This window comes from Sphingomonas sp. 2R-10 (assembly GCF_030062225.1).
Lineage (GTDB): Bacteria > Pseudomonadota > Alphaproteobacteria > Sphingomonadales > Sphingomonadaceae > Sphingomonas.
On sequence record NZ_JASCXF010000001.1, the window covers coordinates 74578 to 92519 of the forward strand.

The window sequence follows — 17942 nt, forward strand, 5'->3', positions numbered from 1 at the left end:
CGTTCATGTTGGCGACAGGTTCGCGGCCCTATTGCTGCTGACGCGGCGTTGGGGCGCGTCCGGGATTTTCCCCCCTGTTGCCCGGGTCTCCAACGCCCGCCTGCGTGACCAACGCTAGGTCGGCCCTCGCTCCATGCCCCCGGAGCGGGGGCCTTTCCATGTCCGGCCCCACGGCGCCGGTCCGGCCTGCCGCCCGCCATCTGGCGCCGCCGCGCTGACGACGATACAGGCATCGCCATGGACACGCTTTCGGTCGCTTCGTGGAACATCAATTCGGTCCGCTTCCGCATGGACATCGTCGAACAGTTCCTGCGCGACGCGCAACCCGACATCCTGTGCCTGCAGGAAACGAAGGTCGAGAACCGCGACTTCCCGCACGATCCGTTGCGCCGGCTGGGCTATACGCACATTGCGATCAACGGGCAGCGGATGCATCACGGCGTCGCCGTCGTGTCGAAGGTGCCGCTGGCGCAGGACGACCGGTTCGACTGGCAGGCCAATGGCGAGGCGCGCCACATCGGCGTGCGGCTGGCGAACGGCCTGCGGATCGAGAACGTCTATATCCCGGCGGGCGGCGACGTGCCGGACCGGCAGGTGAATCCGAAATTCGGCCAGAAGCTCGACTTTCTGGAGCGGATGACGACGTGGTCGGCGGGGCTGGCGGGCGTGCCCACGCTGCTGGTCGGCGACTTCAACGTCGCCCCGCTCGAAAGCGACGTGTGGAGCCACAAGCAGCTGCTCGACGTCGTCAGCCATACGCCGGTCGAGGTCGCGGCGCTGGCGAGGTTGCAGGCGGCGAACGACTGGGTCGATCTCGGCCGCCATTTCGTGCCCGCACCGGCGCGGCTCTATACCTGGTGGAGCTACCGCGCGAAGGACTGGGCGGCGTCGGACCGCGGGCGGCGACTCGACCATATGTGGGCCAGCCGCGACGTGGCCGCCCGCGCGACCGCGCACCGCGTGTACGAACATGCGCGCAGCTGGCTCAAACCCAGCGACCATATCCCGATCGTCACGGAGTTCCGGTTTTGAGTGAAACCCGCGACGTTGCCCGTGCGATAGACGCCCTGCGCCGCGGCTGGGCCATCGCGATCCATGCGCCGGGCGAGCCGCCGCTGACGCTGCTGCCGATCGAGACCGCCGATGCGACCCGGCTCGATGCGTTCGATCCGGCGGGGACGGCGCATGTTCTGCTGTCGTTCGGCCGCGCGGAAACGCTGCGCATCGTCAACCAGCGCGCGGCGGCCGAGCCCGACCAGCCGGTGTCGATCCGGCGCGAGCGCTGGACCGACTTCGCCGCCGCGACCGCGCTGGCCGATCCGCAGCTCGACCTCGCCACGCCGATGAAGGGGCCGTTCCGCGGGATCGACTCGCCCGCCCCGCTCGCCGCCGCCGCCGCGCTGCGCCTTGCGCGGATCGCCGGGTTGCTGCCGGCGTTCGTCGCAGGGGGCACGGGTGCGGAGGTGACGATCACGCCGGCGGCGATCGACGCGCACGAGGATGCGAACCGTCTGACCATCGTCGCGCGCGCGAAGCTGCCGGTCGCCGGAGCCGAACACAGCCAGATCGTGGCGTTCCGCACCCCCGATGCGGCGGGCGAGCATGTCGCGCTGGTCATCGGCCAGCCCGACGGGCGCGAACCGCTGGTCCGGCTGCACAGCGAATGCCTGACCGGCGATGTGCTGGGCAGCCTGAAATGCGATTGCGGGCCGCAGCTGCATGCCGCGATCCATGCCATCGCCGATGCTGGCTGGGGCATCCTGCTGTACCTGCGGCAGGAAGGGCGCGGCATCGGGCTGGTCAACAAGTTGCGCGCCTATGCCTTGCAGGACCAGGGGTTCGATACGGTCGATGCGAACATCAGGCTGGGCTTCGCGATCGATGCGCGCGATTTCGGCGTGGCCGGGCGGATGCTGACGCTGCTGGGACAGGACCGCATCCGCCTGCTGACCAACAACCCGGCGAAGGTCGCGGGGCTGGCCACGGCCGGCATCACCGTGGTCGAACGGGTGCCACATCACCTGCCGCCCAACCCGCACAACATTGAATATCTGGCGACCAAACGCAACCGCACCGGCCACCAGTTTTAGGATGCGAGCGTCATCCCGGCGCAGGCCGGTGACGTATCGGGCGAGTGGTGCGCCTACCGACTCTCCGACCGGAGATGGGCGATGAGGTCGGCGCGCTCCATTGGGTCGCGCACGCCGGCGAACGCCATGCGCGTGCCCGGCACCACCTGCATCGGCGCGGCGAGCCATGCGTCCATCCGCGCATCGTCCCAGCGCCCGCCATGGTCCTTGAGCGCCTGGGTATAGCCAAAGCGCGGATCTCCCGCGACCGCGCGGCCGAGGATGCCGTGCAGATTGGGGCCGGCCAGCGCCTGCCGCCCCTTGCCGATGGTATGGCAGGCGGCGCACTGTCCGAATGCCCGCCGCCCGGCACCGACATCGGCGGCGCGCAGCAGCGCGGGCAGGTCTGGGTTCGGACCGGCACTGGCCAGCCGGGCCGCGCGATCACCGTCGCCAGCGCCGCACCCCGCCAGCAACAACGCCGCGACCACGACCCGCATCAACGGTGTGCGCGCAGGGTCTTCCACGCGATCCGTTGCAGCGCCACCGCCTGATCGCCGGTCAGGCCGAGGTCGGCGGCGGCGCGCTCGCCGGTGCCCAGCCGACGGACGTCGTAGCCGGTGACGCTGCCGAAGATCGTCAGCGCCTGGAGATAATAGCCCGCGCTGCTGCCATGATAATGATCGTCGGCCCAGAGGCCGAGCTTGCCCGGATCGATCCCGTCATAAGGATTGGCGTCGGCCACCCGGCGCGCGATCGCGCGGTTCCACGCGCTGCCGACGGGGATCGTACCGGCGATGCCGGGCGTGGTCCGGGCGACCTGCCGGTTGGCGTCGGCCAGGTCCTGCGCCATGGCCACGATCGGCCTGCCCGACCAGCGGCTGCCGGGGCGATAGGTCAGGTCGGCGCGCGACCAGGTTTCGACCAGCTTCACCGACGCCTGCGGATTGCGCGCCCGCACCAATGCCGCGAGCCTTCCCGCCGCCTCGCCATGGCGGGTGGCATCGCCCGGACGTTCGGCATCGAGCGTCGAATAGCCCTGCAGGATTACCACGTCCCAGCGCCGGTCGATCGCGGCGCGCTTGCGGGCATAGTGGAACGCCAGGTCCTTGCCCGGCGAGGTTTCGAGCGACACCGTCCAGTCGAGCCCGGACTGTTCGGCGAAGGCACGGAACAGTGCCGGCACGCCGCCGATCCCCTCGCCGTTCAGGTCGGTGACACTGTCGGGTCGGTAGCGCTCGACCGGAGAGCCCGCGCCGAAGGTGAAGCTGTTGCCGACGAACAGGATGTCGCGTGCCGCGGCGGGGGCGGCGGCAAGCGACAGCGCGAAGAGGCTGAGGACGAAACGGACCATGGGCACCCCCTACCCGATCGATCGCACCCCGCCCACCCGCAGGTCAGGCGGCAGCGGCGGCGAATTCGCTGCGCAGGTCCTCGATCGTCATCAGCAGGTGACGGGTGAGCATCGCCCGCACCGCATCGGCATCGCGGGCGAGCCACGCGTCGAGCAGCGCGCGGTGTTCGGTGTGGGCGCGGTTGTTGCGGCCTGCGGGACGCAGATGTGCAACCACATAGCGTTCGGCAAGCACCGACAGGCGCTGCACCAGCTCGATCGTCAGGTCGCGCCCGGCCGCGGCGACCAGCGCCGCATGGAACGCCCGGTTGCGTGCCGCGGCGTCGAGCAGGTCGTCGCCCGCCCCCTCCCCGATCCGCTCGAACGCCTCGACGGCGGCCGCGCGGTACCGGTCGTCGGCATGGCGCGCGGCATAGGCGGCGGCACTGGGTTCGACGGCGAGGCGCAGCTCGTAGATCTCGTCGGCCTGCGACGCCGACATCGGCCGTACGGTATAGCCGCGATTCGCCTGTCCGGCGACCAGCCCTTCCTGTTCCAGCCGCGCCAGCGCCTCGCGCAGCGGGATCTTGCTGACACCCAATTCGCTGGCGAGCGCGTCCTGCCGGATCGGCACGGTTTCGGCGAGCGCCCCGCTGACGATCCGCTCCCGCACGATCTCGAACACACGGTCAGACAGGGTTCGAACGACGATGGTCACGCTGCATTCCCTTTGCGAAGCGGTCCGTTGCCGGAACGTGGAGGTGAGGATGGCGACCCGCTGCCGGGTCATACGAAAGTAGTACATATTCAAAAACTACTAGTGCGAGCAATCCTTTCCGTGACAGCGGTTACCTTATTCGTGTTCCACCGGGGGAAAGCACGATCCGTCGCATCGCCGCTTGCCGGTCGCGACGCGACGTGGGAGCCGGCCATCCGATGACCCTGCCGCGCCGGCTGCTCCTGTCCTGCTGCCTGATTCTGGCGAGCTGCGTCGGTGGCGACGACCGCCGCGCGGCACCGCCGCCGCGTGCCCGGCCGGCAGCCCCGCGGCCACCCGGGCCGGTGACGCTGCCGACGATCACCTCGCGCGATACGCAGCAATGCTTCGCCGACCTGTCGAAGGCCGATGTCCGTTTCAGCCCGTTGCCCGACCGCGATTACGGGTCGGGCTGCGTCGTGCTGGGCGCGGTGCAGCTGCTCGACATCGGCGTGCCGGTAAACGGTCTCAAGGCGATTCGCTGCCCCGCCGCCCGTGCGTTGGTCGGCTGGGTCCGCCACGGCGTGCGCCCCGCCGCGCGACAGATACTGGGCAGCGAGGTGACGCGCATCGACAGCTACGGCACCTATGCCTGTCGCGGGATCATCGGCGGCGGTGCGCGCTCGGCCGGGCGGGTGTCCGAACACGGCCTTGCCAACGCGATCGATATCGGCGGCTTCACGCTGGCCGACGGACGGCGGATCGTGCTGGAACGCGACTGGAACAGCGCCGACCCGCAGGTCCGCGAATTCCTGCGCATCGTCCACCGGTCGGCGTGCAAGCGGTTCGTCACCACGCTCGGTCCCGACTACAACGCCGCGCACCACAACCATTTTCATTTCGACATGGGCGGGCGGCCATTGTGCCGCTGATCTGCCACCGACGCATCCCGCTTGCCGGTTTTCGCGGCCGTGCCTACAACCCTGTCACCTATGACCGATACAAAAGTACCGTCCCGCGTGTTCCGCGGGGCCAAGCAGGAAGCCGAAGCGGCCCGCGCGCAGCTGTCGACCCCCCAGACCGAACACCCCGCCTATCGACTGGCGTTCCAGGACATGGAGTTCCTGTTGCGCGAGGACCTGCGGCCGGTGCGGTTCCAGCTGGAGCTGTTGAAACCCTCGCTGCTGCTCGACGAGGCGAACATCGCCTCGACCTTCGTCATCTATGGCTCGGCGCGCATTCCCGAGCCCGACAAGGCCGAGATGCTGCTCGACCTGGCGCAGGACGACGCATCGCGCGCCATCGCCGAACGGATCGTCGCCAAGGCGCATTATTACGACGTGGCACGCGAACTGGCGTTCCATGCCAGCCAGTTTCCCAACGACGTCAACGGCAAGCGGCACTTCGTCGTGTGTTCGGGCGGCGGCCCGTCGATCATGGAAGCCGCCAATCGCGGCGCGAACGAGGCCGGTGCCGAATCGATCGGGCTGAACATCGTCCTGCCGCACGAACAGGCGCCCAATCCGTACGTCACCCCGGCGCTGTCGATGCAGTTCCACTATTTCGCGCTGCGCAAGATGCATTTCCTGCTGCGCGCCCGCGCGGTCGCGGTGTTCCCCGGCGGGTTCGGCACGTTCGATGAAAGCTTCGAGCTGCTGACGCTGATCCAGACCGGCAAGATCGAACCGATCCCGGTGCTGTTCTACGGCCGCGAATTCTGGGAGCGGGTGGTGAACTGGGACGCGCTGGTCGAAGAGGGGGTGATCTCGGCCCGCGACCTCGACCTCATCACCTTCGTCGAGACGGCGGAGGAAGGGTGGAATGTCGTGAAGACGTTCTACGAGGAGCGGAAGTAGGGGGCTCTTCCCGCCCCAACGTCACCCCGGCGCAGGCTGGGGTCTCCGTGTAAGAGGGCACCGCAGGAGCCGCGGGAGACCCCAGCCTGCGCTGGGGTGACGATTCCGGGGGCTCCCCCTCTCCTTCGCCAACCGCGTCACTCCCGCGCAGGCGGGAGTCCATATGCACTGTCGTCGCGAATCGAGCCGAAACCTCGGCGGCTAAGGATTCCCGCCTGCGCGGGAATGACGACAATCGAACGGCATCGCCGGGATTGCCCCGGCCCCTACCGCGCCAGTGCCTCCGCGATCAGTTTCCGGCTATTGTCGATGCCGTAGAGCGCGATGAAGCTGCCCATGCGCGGGCCCTGGGGCGTGCCGAGCAGCGTTTCGTAGCAGGCCCTGAACCAGTCTCGCAAACTGTCGAACCCGGCGGTCTTGCCGATCTCGTACACCGCGTTCTGGATATCCTCGGGCGTGGCGTCCGCCGGCATCGCCGCGAGGTCGGCATCGAGCCGTTCCAGCGCGGCGCGCTCGACCCCGGTCGGGGCGCGGCGCTCGGGCTTGTCGGCGACGTCGCGGACATAGGCCAGCGCATGGTCGATCAGCGCGTCGAGCGCCGGATAACGCCCGGCCGACGCATCCGCGACATAGTTGGCGAGATAGCCCCACACCTGCGCCTTGGTCGCGTCGCCCATCACGCCGACGAGGTTGAGCAGCAACCCGAACGTCACCGGCAGCGTCTCGGCCGGCGGCGGACCGCCATGGATGTGGTGGACCGGGTTGCCGAGCCGCTGTTCGACCGGCTGGCCGGCATAGTTGGCGCGGAACTGCCAGTATTCGTCGATCGCGCGCGGGATCACGCCCAGATGGAGCTGCTTGGCCTTTTTCGGTTCGCGATATGCGTAGAAGGCGACGCTTTCGGGCGGGCCATAGGTCAGCCATTGTTCGAGGCTGAGGCCGTTGCCCTTCGACTTCGAAATCTTCTGGCCCTGTTCGTCGAGGAACATCTCGTAATTGAAGCCCTCGGGCGGGCGTGCGCCCAGCACGCGGGCGATCTTCGACGATTGCGTGACCGAATCGATCAGGTCCTTGCCCGCCATCTCGTAATCGACGCCGAGCGCCGCCCAGCGCATCGCCCAGTCGACCTTCCATTGCAGCTTGGCCCCACCCGACAGGACCGATCGTTCGACGCGGGTGTCGCCGTCCATGAACGCCACCATGCCGGTGTCGGCGTCGAGCACCTCGACAGGCACCTGCAGCACGATGCCGCTGGTCGGCGAGATCGGCAGCACCGGCGAATAGGTTTCGCGGCGTTCGGCACCCAGCGTCGGCAGCATGATGTCGAGGATCGCAGCCATGTTGCGCAGGACGTTCCGCAGCGCATCGTCGAACCGGCCGCCCCGATAATAGTCGGTCGACGACGCGAATTCATAGTCGAAGCCGTACTGGTCGAGAAACGCGCGGAGCCGGGCGTTGTTGTGCGCGGCGAAACTGCCATGCGTGCCGAACGGATCGGGGATTTCGCTGAGCGGCTTGCCGAGATGTTCGCGCAGCAGGTCGCCGTTCGGCACATTGTCCGGCACCTTGCGCAGGCCGTCCATGTCGTCCGAAAACGCGATCAGCCGGGTCGGCTGGTCCGACAGTTCCATGAACGCCTTGCGCACCATCGTCGTGCGCAGCACTTCGTTGAACGTGCCGATATGCGGCAAACCGGACGGCCCATAACCGGTTTCGAACAGGACCGGCGCGCCGCCCGGCTTTCCGTCGGGATAGCGCTTCAGGAGCTTGCGCGCCTCTTCATACGGCCAAGCCTTTGAAACCAATGCTGCATCGCGGATATCGGGGTCGGTCATCGCTTTCCGATACGCGGTCGGGCGCATAATTTCCACCTGTTGCGATGCAACCTATTGCCGCGCTGGACGTAGGCGTGGTCGATGATCGTATCCGACGCACCCCGCCTGTCCCGCATCGTTTCGGAAGTCTGGAAGCCCGCACTGGGCCTGTTCATCTGGGACGTGATCGTCACCGTCATCTTCCTCGTATGGCCGTTCAAGGCACCATCGTTGCCGCTGACGCTGTTCGGTTCGGCATTGGCGCTGTTCCTCGGCTTTCGCGTCAATTCGGCCTATGCGCGCTGGTGGGAGGGCCGATCGCTGTGGGGCCTGATGATAAACGCGTCGCGCAACCTGGCGCGTGCCGCGATCGCGTTCATCGGGCCGGAGGACAGCGGACAGAAGCGCGATCTCAAGCGGTCGATCGTGCTGCGCCACATCGCCTATGTCCACGCGCTGCGTTGCCAGTTGCGGCGGCAGGATTCGAAGGACGAGGTCCACCGCTTCCTGTCGCGGGACGAGGCGGGCGATCCGCTGGGCCGGACAAACGTCGCCAACGGGCTGCTCGACGGGACCGGCGAGCGCGTCGCGGAGGCGCAGCGCCGCGGCTGGATCGACAGCATCCAGCAGACCAGCCTCGAAAGCGTGATGATCGACATCGCCAATGCGCAAGGTGGCATGGAGCGGATCAAGAACACGCCGCTGCCGGTGCAATATCGCTTCCTGCCGTCGCTGTTCACCCGGCTGTTCTGTGTCGTGCTGCCCATCGGCCTGGTCGAGACGCTGGGCATCGCCACGCCGCTGGGTTCCGGGCTGGCGGGACTGATGTTCCTCGCCGTGTTGCAGATCGGCGAAGACCTGGCCGATCCGTTCGCCGATACGGTGCACGACCTGCCGCTGACCGCGATGTGCCGGACGATCGAGATCGACCTGTTGCAGGCGATCGGCGATCCGGCGCCCGAACCGCTCAAACCGGTCAAGGGCGTGCTGTGGTGAGTGCGCGCTGAATCCTCCCCCTGATATGGGATGGATCCGGCGCGTTCCACTTCCGTTCCCGAGCGCGTGGCGGTAAGGCAGTTCGATGCTCCCCTACCCTGCCCTCCACGCCAGCCATTCGGGCGTCTGGATCGCGACCGCCGACGGCACGCGCGAAGTCAGCCGGGGGGAAGCGATCGCGTGCGTGGCGGACACGCCGACGATCGTGCTCAACGCCGCGCTGATCGGGCAGCGGCTGGGCTATGCCGAGCTGTCGGGGCTCGACCTGCTCGAACTGTTCGCCTTCGTCCATCCCGCGCGATTCGCGGTGCCGACGCCCAAGGGGATCGCGCAGGCGCTGGCGCTGCCCCCGCCCACCGACGAGGCGCATGTGGCCGAATTGCTGCGCCGGGCGGCGGCGGCGCTGATCGCGACCGCGTCGAAGCCATGGCCCGAACAGGAAGGGGCGTGGACCGCGGCGCAATCGCTGTTCCGCCTGCGCTGGCCATGGGCGCCGGCGCTGGGGCAGGTGCTGCCCAAACCGGAGACCGCCGAGCGCTGGCTGTTCAGCAAGCTGCCCGAATGGGAAGAGGCGCCGCCGCGCGCCAACCCGCGCACGGTGACGCTGGCGCCCGACGCGGTCGCCGCACGGCTGGCCGAGCTGACCGGCAGCACGGCCGAGGCGCGGCCGGGGCAACGCGCCTTCGCCGCCGCCGCGTCGCAGGCATTCGCGCCGCGCGCCGCGCGCGATACGCCCAACATGGTGCTGGCGGAGGCTGGAACTGGCATCGGCAAGACGCTTGGCTATCTGGCGCCGACCTCGCTGTGGGCGGCGGCGGCGGATGGCGCGGTGTGGGTGTCGACCTTTACCAAGGCGTTGCAACGCCAGCTGGCGCAGGAAAGCGTCCGCGTGTTTCCCGACGACGCCGAGCGCCGTGCCAAGGTGGTGACGCGCAAGGGACGCGAGAATTATCTGTGCCTGCTCAACCTCGAGGATGCCCTGCAGGGCGGGTTCCAGGGGCGGGCGGCGGTGCTGGCGCAGCTGGTCGCGCGCTGGGCGGCATACAGCGCCGATGGCGACATGATCGGCGGCGACCTGCCCGGATGGCTGCCGACGCTGTTCCGCCGCAACGGATCGACCGCGCTGACCGACCGGCGCGGCGAGTGCATCTATGCCGGTTGCCCGCATTACCGCAAATGCTTCATCGAACGCGCGGCCCGGGCGTCGGCGCAGGCCGATATCGTCATCGCCAACCATGCGCTGGTGATGGTCAACGCCGCGCGGGGGCGGGAAACCGGCACGCGCCCGACCCGCTACGTCTTCGACGAGGGCCATCATCTGTTCGAGGCGGCCGACGCGATGTTCTCCGCCGCGCTGACCGGCATGGAGGCGATCGAGATCCGCCGCTGGGTGCTGGGCCCCGAAGGCGGCGGGCGCGGGCGGCGACGGGGCCTTGCCGCGCGGCTGTCCGACGTCGCCAGCTATGATGCGGCGGGGGGCGAGGCGGTCGCCGCCGCCGTCGATGCCGCGCGCGCGCTGCCCGCCGATGGCTGGCTGGCGCGGATTCAGGAGGGCGATCCGTTCGGTCCGGTCGAGGAATTGCTGGCGTGCGTGCGCGGCGCGGTGTTCGCGCGGGCCAAGGATGGCGAGGCGGGCTATGGGCTGGAAACCGAACTGAGCGAACCGCCGGCCGAGCTGATCGACGCCGCCGGCCCGGCCGCACAGGCGCTGGATGCGCTGCTGCGCCCGCTGATCGCGCTCGGCAAGCGGCTGGAGGCAGTACTGACCGAGGGGCCGGACTGGATGGACGGTCCCGCGCGCGCCCGGATCGAAGGCGCGATCGCGTCGCTGGGCTGGCGGGCGGAAACGGTCGCGGCATGGGGCCGGCTGCTCGCGCGGATCGGCGGGCCGGTCGATCCCGATTTCGTCGACTGGCTGACGGTCGACCGGGTCGAGGGCCGCGAATACGACATGGGGCTGCACCGCCACTGGCTCGACCCCACCCGCCCGTTCGCCGAAACGGTGCTCAAACCGGCGCATGGCGTGCTGGTGACGTCGGCGACGCTGCGTGCCGGCGGCGACTGGGACATGGCCGATGCGCGGGTCGGCGCGCCGCACCTGATGCGTCCGCCGAGCCATTTCGAGGCGGCGAGCCCGTTCGCCTATGCCGCCCAGGCCGAGGTGCTGATCGTCACCGACGTGAAGCGCGGCGACCTGCCCGCGCTCGCCAATGCCTATGGCCGGCTGATCGTCGCGGCGGGCGGCGGCACGCTGGGGCTGTTCACCGCGATCCGGCGGCTGCGCGGCGTCCATGCGCGGATCGCCGACCGCCTCGCCCGCGACGGGCTGCCGCTCTATGCCCAGCATGTCGACCCGATCGATACCGGCACGCTGGTCGACATCTTTCGCGACGATCCGCGCGCGTCGCTGATCGGGACCGATGCGCTGCGCGACGGGGTGGACGTGCCCGGCCATTCGCTGCGGATGGTGGTGATGGAGGGGGTGCCGTGGGTGAAGCCGGGCGTGCTCCACGCCGCGCGGCGGCTGGCGGGCGGGGGCAGCGCCTATGACGACCGGATGGTGCGCGCGCGCCTCGCGCAGGCGTTCGGCCGGCTGATCCGCCGCGCCGACGATCGCGGGCTGTTCGTGCTGCTGTCCGCCGCCATGCCGTCGCGGCTGCTGGGCGCGTTTCCGGAAGGAACGCCGATCACGCGCTGCACGCTGGACGAAGCGGTCGCGCGCGCCCTTTCCTTGGACGCCGAAGTCGGGCATGGCGCTCACGCCCTGCCGATGGAGCCGCCCATATGAAGACGCTGACGCTGCTGCGCCATGCCAAGTCGGGCTGGGACGATCCGGCACTCAGCGACCACGAACGGCCGCTGAATGCCAAGGGCGCGCGCGCCGCGACCGCGATGGGCGCGCAGGTCCGGCATCTGGGCCTGAAATTCGATCATCTCGCGGCCAGCTCGGCCCGTCGCGTAGTCGAGACGCTCGACCATTTCCGCCGCGGGTACGGCACGTTGCCCGAGGCGCGGCACGACCGCACGCTCTACCTCGCTTCTGCCGGCACGCTGCTCGACGCGATCCGCGCGCTGCCGGCGGACGCCGACCGCGCGCTGCTGGTCGGGCATAATCCGGGGCTCGAGGACCTCGTGCTGCTGCTGTCGGCGGAGAGCAATCCGCTGCGCGGCGCGGTGGAGGAGAAATTCCCGACCGCCAGCGTCGCGGTGCTCGAACTCGACGGCGACTGGGCGAGCGCCTGCGACGGATGCGGACACCTGACGACCTTCGTCCGCCCGCGCGACCTCGACCCGTCGCTCGGGCCGGGGCACGATTGAAGGCGGATTCCGAAAGCGTGCTGCATGGGCGGCTGCGAACTGGACGAACGTCTGCGTTGCCCCGTCCGACCCGTTACAGACCCCGAACGCCGCCGCAGCAGACGTCTTGCAACGTTCCCGAAACGCCATGTCCGACGCGGCATTTCGGGAAAGTGGAACCCGCAGGCGACCGTCAACGCGATCGGTGCGACCGGGGTCCCGTCACGGGTTCCCAATCGGGAAAGGTCGGTAAGCAGCTGCCGGATACAAACTAGACGACCACGCCCCAATCAATCGATCATCGGAGTGCGTCTGCAATCAAAAGGGATCATGCGTCTGCTCGCCTAACGGAGTTTTCAATGTCACTGGAAGAGTGGGGATGTTGCGTACTTCGTCATGTGTATTCACTTCGATGTGGGGATCAAGAACCCATACGTCGCCCTTTCCCCACAGTAAAAAGCCATAGCTGATATGATCGGCGCCGAGTGGAACCGGTCCAACCACGATATCGGCCTGAAGCCACCTAAATGTTCCATGCACTGGTGTCTGATTCGTATCGCCACCCATCACGCGTGCGCCAGTTCCGCCTATAGCGACCCAAAATCGGATCAAGTCTGCGTCCCGCGCTGCAACGAGAGTCGTGAAATGCACATAACGACCACGCATGTCCCTCGTAGTCTTTAAGATCTGGCGTAGCTGCCCCCATCCGTCAGGTTTGATTTTGGCCGCACCGATACACATAGGTGTTCCGTCATCGGTAACTCTAAAGACGTATTGGCCTACACCAGTGCCAGCACGCTGCCAGATAGGTCCGGATATCTCCTCCCCTGTCATCTCGCAAAGCCAGTATGCCTTTGCGATCAGGAGCAATCACACGCTGAGATGTTTTGGACAGGCTGACCTGCACCAGATCGGCAGGATCACCGGGTCTCTTCACGCAGCGAGGCGGGACCGGAGGTGAAGCGACGTTCGCGCCGGGGCGCTTTCCCACGACAACGATATCTACCTGCTCAGACGCGGCATCAGCACGCGACGTGCGGTCAGGATCTTGCGTTACAATTGCCGCGTTTGATGCCGGCCGGTCTGTGGCATTTTGGGCGAACGCTGCCATCGTTGAAGACAGAAGAGCACACAAGGCGATGGAAAATCGAACCATATCAGCCCCAGCTCCATTGAATCGGACACGTTGCTAAAGTGGCATCAAACCACAGGGTGAATACGTATCAATACCGTTCATTACGCCCCAGACCATTCCCGTTTCACCATCCTTTCCGGGAAACCGCCTGCGTCAACGCGCCGCCAGCCGCCGCGCGAAATACACCTCGACAGCGCGTTCCACGCTCCTGGCGATGGCGCGGCGGCCTTCGGCGGAATCGAGCCGACGGGCATCGGCATCGTTCGACAGATAGCCGGTTTCGAACAGGATGGAGGGCAGGTCGGGGGCTTTCAGCACCATCAGCGACGCCATGCGGTGATAGTTCGGTTTGAGCGGGATGACCCCGGTCGCCTCGCGCCCCAGCAGCCGGGCGAACCCGGCCGAGGCGTTCATCGTCTCGCGCTGGGTCAGGTCGATCAGGATCGACGAGATGTCGGCGCTCTGCCGGCCGAGATCGACCCCGGCGAGGATATCGGCCTTGTTCTTGCGCGCGGCCAGCCGGGCGGCCGCCTGTTCGAACCGACCCAGCGTGAAACAGCGAAATCGCGTGACCCCGTTCGGCGTTGCGCCGCCGCCCCCCGCGTGGCGGCAGCTTCAAACGGTTCCACGGTGAGGCCATTCCGAGACGCCCAGGCGCGGTCGATCACCGTCGTTGGTGCGCCCGTGTCGACGACGGCATCGAGCGGGCGACCGTCCACCATGATCCTTACGATGATTGCGTCAGTGGAATCATCGAAGGGTATCCAGCCTTCCCCGGTGGCCGGCGTCACAAGCGGCGCATCGGGCTGTGCGATGGCGGGCGCGCCACAGACCAAGGCGAGCAGCGCAATGAGTCGCATCCCGGTGCTGCCAGCCACGTGATCGCCCCTCCAAACTCCTCGTCGAAGCTAGCGCCTCGACCGGCAGTTTCAACCATCGCTCTCCGCCCGGGTGTTAGGCGGCCTCGCTGCCGCTCGACCGGCGTCGATCGCGATCCAGAAGCGCAGTTAATGCTGATAATGCACAGCCTCAGACGTTCCCGAAATTCGATCCCAACTTAGAGTGGCAGCTACCACGCTTATCCATAGGCAGCAGGCCTGAGCGTACCGGTTGCCCGAAGCAACGCCGCCTGTGCCACGAGAACATCGGCACGGGATGACGCGACCGAGAGTTGTGCGGCACGCAGGCTCTGGTCGGCGACCAGGATGTCGATGGTCGAGCGCAGGCCGAAACCATATTCGGCGCGCACACCCTGAAGCGCGAGCTCGGCCGCCGCCAGCCCGTCAATCGAGGCGCGCAGGCGGCCTTGCGCGGCGGTGAAGGCGGCCCAGGCGGTATCGGCGTCGCGGCGGGCCTCGCGGGAAGCGGCATCGGCCTGATACCGTTCGGCGCGTGCGGTCGCCTGCGCCTGGCGCACGCGGGAGGAGACGAGGCCGCCGGTAAGCAGTGGCACGCGCAGGACCAACCCCGCCGAGGTGGCGGCCGGAAAGCCACGCATGTCGCCATCGACGAGCCCTGTGCCGCGACCGTAGCTGCCCGTCAGATCGAGCGACGGCGCACGTTCGGCGCGTGCCAGATCGATGCGGGCACCGGCCGCTGCGACGATGCGGCGCTGGCGCATCAGCAACGGATTATTCGTTTCGGCCTGCGCGCGCGCATCCGCCAGCGTCGTTGGCAGCGCGGTCGGCGCCGCCACCTCCGCCGACAAGGTGCCGGCATCCTGCCCCACCGTCGCGCGATAGACGGCCGCTGCCGTTGCCAGCGCGCCCTCCGCATCGGCCAGGTTGGCGACGACGCTGGCACGCTGTGCTTCCAGCTGGGCGACGTCGGTCCGTGTCGATTGCCCCAGGCCGAAGCGCGAGCGGGCCTCGGCGACCTGGCGATCGAGCCGCTCGATCCCGACCCGCGCCACGTCGACGGCCTGCTGGCTGAACAACAGATCGGCATAGGCGCCGACGACGCGCTGAAGGATCACCGCCTCGACATCGCGCAGGGCTTCCGCCCCCGCCGCCACGTCGCCGTTCGCGGCACGTACCGCCGACAACACACGCCCGCCGGTCCAGATCGGCATCGTGCCGGTGACCGTGGCGGAGGCGGCGGACCCCAGGCCCAGTCGATCGTAACCGCCGTTCCCCGTCACCGCCACGACGGGGCGGCCGCCGGCGCGGGCCTGTTCGGGTGTCTCTTCCAATGCCTCCTGCCGGGCGCGGGCGGCGGCGAGCTCGGGATTGCTGACATATGCCTGCGCAATCGCCTCGCGCAGCGTCTGCGCCGATGCGGGGGCGGCGCATAGCAGCAGCGCCGCCACGAACAGCCAGCGCCTAGTCATGGCGCAGCGCCCAGGCGGGGGCGGCGCGGCTCGCGCGCAGCGCCTGGCCGAGCACGGTCACGACCGCGATGACGAGCGCGAGCAGCCCCGCCCCGACGAAGAACAGTGGCGACAGCGCGATCCGGTCGTCGAACCCCGTCAGCCATGTCCGCATCGCGACGAAGGCGAGCGGCCAGGCAACGAGGTTGGCGATCAGCACCGGTCGCAGGAACTGGCCGACGAGCAGCTTCACGATGTCCGCCGACGACGCGCCGAGCGTCTTGCGGATGCCGATCTCCTTGACGCGTCGCGCGGTGTTGAACGAGGCGAGACCCCACAGCCCGACGCAGCCGATCAGCACGGCAAGTCCTGCGCCGATCCCGAACAGCCGTGTTGCGCGGTCGTCGTCGGCGTACATCTGGGCGACCCGGCGGTCGGCATAGGCGGCCTCGAATGGCACCGCCGGTGCCAGTTGCCGCCACTTGGCGCGAATGCGGTCCATGACGGCGCGAGGGTCACCGTGAACACGCAGCGTCGCGATCGCCCAGTCGGGCAGGCGCGCCTTGTAGGCATAGAAGGTCGGGTCGATCGCGACGCGCGGCGACAGGAAGCGGGCATCGTCGACCACGCCCACGATGGTGCGGAGCCGGTCGCCCGCACCCACCGTCCTGCCGATCGCCGCCTGCGGCGAGGCGAAGCCCAGCGCGGACACCGCCTTGCGGCTGATGATGATGTTGTAGGATCCGCCGTCATTCTTGTCGGTGGAGTCGTCACCGCCGTAGCGCGGATCGAAAACCCGGCCCGCGAGCAGGCGCATGCCGTAGGTGTCGAAGAAGTCCGGACCGACCTCGATCATCCTGAGGGTCGGGCCGTCGCCGGGACGCCCGGGCACCGGCATGTTGACCGCCGCATGGCTGAACGACCCCCCGGCCGCGATCGTGGCGGCGGTGACCTTGGTAACGTTCGGCATCTCGCGGAACGCCGCCATCAGCGAGGCGCGGTCGGCGGGGGTCAGACCGGAATCGGTCATCGCGGGAACGACGATCAATCCCTCGCGATCGAAGCCCAGGTCGGTCTGGCGAACGTGGTGCATCTGCGCGAACAGCACCGCCGTTCCGATCATGAAGGCGATGGCGAGCGCGAACTGGAAGACGACCAGCGCTTCGCGTGTCCGGGTGCCCGCGCGACCACCGCCCGGCGTGCGGGAAGAGGCAAGTACGCTGGCGGCGGGAAAGCGCGACAGCAGCAACGCCGGATAGAAGCCCGCGAGCAGCCCGACCACGATCGTCAGAGCGACGAGCCCCGGCACCACGACGCCATAGGGCATGGACAGCGACAGCCCGCCCGCGGCGTTGACAAGCGGCAACCCGAGCTCTGCAAGGATGCCGCCGATCAGCGCGGCGACGCCGACCATCAGCATCGCCTCGCCGAGGAACTGGCGCACGAGCGCCGCCCGGTCGGCCCCCAGCACCTTGCGCATCGCTACCTCTCGCGCGCGCAGGCCGGCGCGCGCGGTCGCGAGATTCACATAGTTGACGATCGCGATCAGGAGAGTGAGCATGCCGACGATCCCCAGCGTCGCCACCGTCAGCCGCCGGCTGTCCTGCCCCTTGCCGACCGGCGCGAGGTGCATGTCGGCGATGGGCGTGAGCGGCAGGCGGAGCGTATCGGACGGCGCCTTCCCGAGATCGGCGCCGTGGCGGTCGACGAAACCGGGCAGTTTCCGTGCGAAGGCACGCGCGGCGTCGGGCGTGTCGAACCGCAGCCAGGTTTCCAGGCTGGGTGCGCCGAGATTGCGCCACAGCGCCTGTCCGGCGGGTGGCGGCTGCCTGATCGGGATCAGGATCGCGACGTCGAGGTCGGTGTTCGCGGGCAGGTCGCGGACGACCGCGACCGCGCGGTAGACGGCAGGCTCCTTGCCCGTCTGGATCGTCAGCGTGCGACCGATCGGGTCCGCCGATCCGAAATACCGGCGCGCCGCGGCCTGCGTCAGCACCATGTCCGAGGGCTGGCGCAGCGCGCTGCGCGCATCACCCTGCACCACGTCGAGGCGGAACACGTCGAGGAAATCGGGATCGACGCGGGCGATCTTCTCCTCCGCACCGATCCCACCCCGGATGACCTTGCCGCCCGTGCTGATGCGCGTTCCCCGGAGGCCGGGAAAATCCTCCTTCATCATGTCGAGCACCCCGCCCGCCGTCTGCGGCGTCACCCCGTCGAAGGGGCTGCCAGGAATGTTCCACTCGCTCCGGACGCGGTAGATCCCGTCGTGATCGGGCAGCCATTTCTCGTAGCCGGTCTCGAACCGGACGTAGAGCGACAGGACGAGGAAGACGGCGATCCCCACCGCCAGTCCGCCGATGTTCAGCGCGGAATAGAGCTTGTGGCGAGTGAGCGAGCGGTAGAGCGAGGTCAGGGCGAAGCGGTTCATCGCGAA

15 protein-coding genes and 1 pseudogene are annotated in these 17942 nt (G+C 68.4%); 7 read left to right on the plus strand and 9 right to left on the minus strand.

Annotated elements, in window-relative coordinates:
* The first annotated feature begins 237 nt into the window (after window positions 1-237).
* A complete protein-coding gene (locus QLH51_RS00330) occupies window positions 238-1032 on the plus strand; it encodes an exodeoxyribonuclease III (RefSeq protein ID WP_125654944.1) in 795 nt (264 codons plus the stop codon).
* Window positions 1029-2090, plus strand: a complete 1062-nt coding sequence (gene ribA / locus QLH51_RS00335; RefSeq protein WP_125654942.1) for a GTP cyclohydrolase II — start codon at window positions 1029-1031, stop codon at window positions 2088-2090. Before QLH51_RS00330 ends, ribA begins: the two co-directional genes overlap by 4 nt.
* A 53-nt stretch (window positions 2091-2143) precedes the next feature.
* Here ribA and QLH51_RS00340 read toward each other — a convergent pair whose 3' ends face one another.
* The 3 genes from QLH51_RS00340 to QLH51_RS00350 are packed head-to-tail and all read right to left on the minus strand — an operon-like array spanning window position 2144 to window position 4120.
* On the minus strand, window positions 2144-2569 hold the full coding sequence (locus QLH51_RS00340) for a c-type cytochrome (protein ID WP_125654940.1): 426 nt from the start codon (window positions 2567-2569) through the stop codon (window positions 2144-2146).
* Window positions 2569-3423, minus strand: a complete 855-nt coding sequence (locus QLH51_RS00345) for an SGNH/GDSL hydrolase family protein (protein ID WP_125654938.1) — start codon at window positions 3421-3423, stop codon at window positions 2569-2571. Before QLH51_RS00345 ends, QLH51_RS00340 begins: the two co-directional genes overlap by 1 nt.
* A 43-nt stretch (window positions 3424-3466) precedes the next feature.
* Window positions 3467-4120 carry a GntR family transcriptional regulator gene (locus tag QLH51_RS00350; protein WP_125654936.1) on the minus strand — a complete coding sequence of 218 codons (654 nt, stop codon included), beginning with the start codon at window positions 4118-4120 and terminating at the stop codon, window positions 3467-3469.
* Window positions 4121-4338: 218 nt separating this feature from the next.
* On the opposite strand from QLH51_RS00350, the gene QLH51_RS00355 reads away from it, so the two are divergent.
* Complete coding sequence (locus QLH51_RS00355) at window positions 4339-5031, plus strand: extensin family protein (protein WP_125654934.1); 693 nt, start codon at window positions 4339-4341, stop codon at window positions 5029-5031.
* Window positions 5032-5091: 60 nt separating this feature from the next.
* The gene (locus QLH51_RS00360; protein WP_125654932.1) at window positions 5092-5955 is read left to right on the plus strand and encodes an LOG family protein; all 864 of its coding nucleotides are present in this window, start codon (window positions 5092-5094) and stop codon (window positions 5953-5955) included.
* Between the two features lie 266 nt (window positions 5956-6221).
* Here QLH51_RS00360 and QLH51_RS00365 read toward each other — a convergent pair whose 3' ends face one another.
* Complete coding sequence (locus tag QLH51_RS00365) at window positions 6222-7790, minus strand: lysine--tRNA ligase (RefSeq protein ID WP_125654930.1); 1569 nt, start codon at window positions 7788-7790, stop codon at window positions 6222-6224.
* 81 nt (window positions 7791-7871) lie between these two features.
* Between QLH51_RS00365 and QLH51_RS00370 the strand changes: the two genes are divergently transcribed.
* The 3 genes from QLH51_RS00370 to QLH51_RS00380 all read left to right on the plus strand — a co-directional run bounded on the left by QLH51_RS00370 (window position 7872) and on the right by QLH51_RS00380 (window position 12083).
* Window positions 7872-8765, plus strand: a complete 894-nt coding sequence (locus QLH51_RS00370) for a bestrophin family protein (protein ID WP_125654928.1) — start codon at window positions 7872-7874, stop codon at window positions 8763-8765.
* A gap of 85 nt (window positions 8766-8850) precedes the next feature.
* Entirely contained in the window at window positions 8851-11553 is a 2703-nt protein-coding gene (locus tag QLH51_RS00375) for an ATP-dependent DNA helicase (RefSeq protein ID WP_125654927.1), read from the plus strand.
* Complete coding sequence (locus QLH51_RS00380) at window positions 11550-12083, plus strand: SixA phosphatase family protein (protein ID WP_125654925.1); 534 nt, start codon at window positions 11550-11552, stop codon at window positions 12081-12083. Before QLH51_RS00375 ends, QLH51_RS00380 begins: the two co-directional genes overlap by 4 nt.
* Before the next feature lie 297 nt (window positions 12084-12380).
* Here the strand turns inward: QLH51_RS00380 and QLH51_RS00385 are convergent, their stop codons facing one another.
* From QLH51_RS00385 to QLH51_RS00400, 5 genes and pseudogenes are all read right to left on the minus strand, one after another.
* The gene (locus QLH51_RS00385) at window positions 12381-12803 is read right to left on the minus strand and encodes a hypothetical protein (protein ID WP_125654923.1); all 423 of its coding nucleotides are present in this window, start codon (window positions 12801-12803) and stop codon (window positions 12381-12383) included.
* A gap of 547 nt (window positions 12804-13350) precedes the next feature.
* Window positions 13351-13734 (minus strand): annotated as a pseudogene (locus QLH51_RS00390) (N-acetylmuramoyl-L-alanine amidase family protein); the annotation flags it as partial.
* Entirely contained in the window at window positions 13635-14057 is a 423-nt protein-coding gene (locus QLH51_RS19905; protein WP_443018806.1) for an aspartyl protease family protein, read from the minus strand. The gene QLH51_RS19905 and the pseudogene QLH51_RS00390, both read right to left, overlap by 100 nt.
* Window positions 14058-14275: 218 nt before the next feature.
* Window positions 14276-15526 (minus strand): TolC family outer membrane protein, encoded by a 1251-nt coding sequence (locus QLH51_RS00395; protein WP_125654916.1) that lies wholly within the window; start codon window positions 15524-15526, stop codon window positions 14276-14278.
* Window positions 15519-17936 carry an ABC transporter permease gene (locus QLH51_RS00400; RefSeq protein ID WP_125654914.1) on the minus strand — a complete coding sequence of 806 codons (2418 nt, stop codon included), beginning with the start codon at window positions 17934-17936 and terminating at the stop codon, window positions 15519-15521. The genes QLH51_RS00395 and QLH51_RS00400 overlap by 8 nt, the downstream gene beginning before the upstream one ends.
* Window positions 17937-17942 lie beyond the last annotated feature (6 nt).